A 3,202-nucleotide genomic window follows, 5' to 3' on the forward strand; every position below is an offset into this window, starting at 1 on the left:
GGCATCCATGACCGTGAAATTCTGCAGGCGATGCGCGAAGTTCCACGCGAGGCCTTCGTAGAACCCGGTTTCGAGGAATTTGCTTATGAAGACACGCCGCTGCCGATCGCCGACGGCCAGACCATATCGCAACCCTACATCGTCGCATTCATGATCGAAATGGCGGACGTCAAACCGGGTGACCACGTGCTCGAAATCGGCACCGGCTCGGGTTACGCCGCCGCGGTGATGAGCCGGATCGTCGAACAGGTCTACACCATAGAGCGTCATCCCGGTTTGGCAGAAACGGCGAAACGGCGGTTTGAAAAACTCGGCTATCGAAACATCGAGGTCCGGACAGGCGATGGCACCAAGGGCTGGCCGCAGGCGGCGCCGTTCGATGCCATCGTGGTGACAGCCAGCGGTCCCGGCGCACCGCTCGCCCTTCAGGAGCAACTCGATGTCGGCGGCAGGCTCGTCATTCCGGTCGGCGACGACCCCGATTTGCAACGCCTGCTCAAAGTCACCCGGACAGGTGCCGCAACCTACAGCGAGGAGGATTTCGGCGGCGTGCGCTTCGTCCCTCTCATCGGCGAGCAGGGTTGGTCGGAAAACGGCACCGTCACCAAGGTCGGTCGTCCACTTCGACATCCGCATCCGATCAGCCTGCCCGATATGATCGCGGCCGCGGCTGAACCGCTGCCCGATTTCGACGATCCGGCCTTCGGCGCATTGTTCGACCGGTTCGCCGACCGGCGCGTCGTTCTGCTTGGCGAGGCAAGCCATGGCACGTCCGAGTTCTACAGGGCGCGCGCGGCGATCACCCGCAGGCTCGTCGAACGGCACGGCTTCACCATCGTCGCGGTCGAGGCGGACTGGCCCGATGCGGCGGCGATCGACCGCTACGTTCGCCATCGTCGGCCGCGAACAGGCGCCGGTGCGCCATTCCAGCGGTTTCCGACGTGGATGTGGCGCAACACCGATGTCGCGGCCTTCTCCGACTGGATGCGCCGTCGCAACGAGAAGCTAGAACCTTCGGAGCAAGCAGGGTTCTACGGCCTGGACATCTACAATATGAGCGGGTCCATAGGCGCGGTCCTCGACTATCTCGACCGGGTCGATCCCCAGGCAGCCAAGATTGCACGCGAACGGTATGGTTGCCTGACGCCCTGGCAACACGAACCGTCTACCTACGGCCGTGCGGTGCTCACCGCCGGCTATAAAAAATGCGAGAAAGCCGTGCTGGAACAATGCCGGGACTTGCTCGCCAGACAACTCGATTATGCAAAACAGGACGGAACCGACTTTCTCGACGCCAGTCAGAATGCTCGGCTGATCGCGTCCGCCGAACACTACTACCGGATCATGTACTATGGCGGTGCGGAGTCCTGGAACCTGCGCGACACCCACATGTTCGAGACCTTGGAACATTTGTTGGACGCCGGCGGCCCCAACTCCAAGGCGGTGGTGTGGGCGCACAATTCCCATATCGGCGATGCCCGCTTTACCGAGATGGGTGTCGTCAGGGACGAACTGAACATCGGTCAGCTCTGCCGGCAGCGTTTCGGCGATGAGGCAGCGCTAATCGGTATGGGCACGCATTCCGGCACTGTAGCGGCCGCAAGCGACTGGGATGGCGAAATGGAGGTGAAGCAGGTTCGCGCGTCGCACGCCGACAGCTACGAACGGCTTTGCCACGATTCTCTTGTGTCGCGGTTCCTGCTCGACCTCGGGCGCGACAAGACGCTGCGTGAGCGGCTGCTGGAACGTAGGCTGGAGCGATTCATCGGGGTAATCTACCGGCCGGAAACCGAGCTGGGCAGCCACTATGCGGACGCTTCCCTGCCCCAGCAGTTCGACGCGTTCCTATGGTTCGACAAAACCGCGGCAGTGACGCCGCTTGGCCCGGAGCATGCAAGAACCGGCGTTCCCGACACCTATCCATTCGGGCTCTAACCGGCGCGCGCGGCGAGCCGATGAAGCAGAGCCCTGGAACCGGAACGGCCCATCTGGCTTGCATTTTTAAACTGAAATCCCGTCGAAGGAGTTTTCTCATGACCGGAACCAAACATCCGAAATGGAAAAAACCGAGCGATGCCGACTTGGCGAACAATCCTGGTATCGGGACTTCCAAGGGAACGATCAAGGAAGGCGAAGAGTTCGAGCTTGAAGGCGAGAACACGGTCGAAGGCGATGTCGAGAACGACACGACCGCTGCTGGCGGGATCGATCCAAGACAAAAGATGCGGACCAACAAATAGCATGCCGTTGGCATCGCTGCGATCAACTTCCCCGGAAGGAGTGAACCATGCCACTTGCCCTCAGCAGCGCCGCCTTTGCCGAAGGCGGACCAATTCCCGAAAGATATACACGAGACGGCAAAAACGTATCGCCGCCGCTGAAATGGTCTGGAGTACCGGACGACGCCAAAAGCCTCGTTCTCGTCGTTCAGGATCCTGATGCGCCGAGCGGAACGTTTGGTCATTGGGCGGTATTCAACATCTCCGCGGAGACAAGGGAACTTCCCGAGGCGGAAAGCGGCAAGCCAGGTCCCGGTGCCCTTAGGCAAGCAACAAATGATTTTGGCAACGCCTATTACGACGGCCCTGAACCCCCGGTCGGACATGGCGTCCACCATTACCATTTCCGGCTGGCCGCGCTCGACACGCCGAGCCTTGCCATTCCGGCCAGCGCAGGCGTCGAGCGCATCTGGCGGGAGGCGCAGAAACACTCGCTCGAGCAGGCAGAACTCATCGGAACCTACGAACGCAATCCGTAAGTTGATGACCGAGGTGGCATTACCCTGCTGCTGCGCGGAACGGTTCTCCTCCTTGCCGGTTGTCTGGGAAAGGAGATGCCGCCATGTTTGGAGATATCATGTGGTTGGTCGTCGTTGCCGGCGGCCCATTGTTGCTGATCGTGCTGTTGGCCTATGCCGTTATCGCACGCCGCCGGCGTGGGCCCGCCGAACGAAGGGAAAGCGACCGGGCGACCGACCGGCTATACCAGGACAAGCGTTGATCCGCATCGCAAGATATCCAATCGGCAAGACATCCAATCGGCAAGACATCCAATCGGCAAGACAGGGGATCGTAAGCCGCAGCGGGCGACGACGATCCCCAACTGGGTCAGCGCATTATCCTTTGCCGCAACCACGCAAAGAACCTGCCGCTGACGGCTGAGCGGACTCGCGTCGCAGCCCAGCGCGCTTTCATGGTTGCTG

At 61.1% G+C, this 3,202-nt stretch carries 4 protein-coding genes; all 4 read left to right on the forward strand.

Annotated elements, in window-relative coordinates; genetic code table 11:
• Nucleotides 1-1,935 (forward strand): protein-L-isoaspartate(D-aspartate) O-methyltransferase (locus tag ENZ75_RS26190; protein WP_128278426.1); only part of this gene is annotated, 1,935 nt, incomplete at its 5' end.
• A 98-nt stretch (nucleotides 1,936-2,033) separates the two neighbouring features.
• Nucleotides 2,034-2,240, forward strand: coding sequence for a hypothetical protein (locus tag ENZ75_RS26195; protein WP_013531530.1), 207 nt, complete (start codon nucleotides 2,034-2,036; stop codon nucleotides 2,238-2,240).
• Nucleotides 2,241-2,287: 47 nt separating this feature from the next.
• Nucleotides 2,288-2,758, forward strand: coding sequence for a YbhB/YbcL family Raf kinase inhibitor-like protein (locus tag ENZ75_RS26200; RefSeq protein ID WP_013531529.1), 471 nt, complete (start codon nucleotides 2,288-2,290; stop codon nucleotides 2,756-2,758).
• 83 nt (nucleotides 2,759-2,841) lie between these two features.
• On the forward strand, nucleotides 2,842-3,000 hold the full coding sequence (locus ENZ75_RS26205; RefSeq protein ID WP_013531528.1) for a hypothetical protein: 159 nt from the start codon (nucleotides 2,842-2,844) through the stop codon (nucleotides 2,998-3,000).
• Nucleotides 3,001-3,202 lie beyond the last annotated feature (202 nt).

It is taken from the genome of Mesorhizobium sp. M7A.F.Ca.CA.002.04.1.1 (assembly GCF_004022805.1).
GTDB lineage: Bacteria > Pseudomonadota > Alphaproteobacteria > Rhizobiales > Rhizobiaceae > Mesorhizobium > Mesorhizobium ciceri.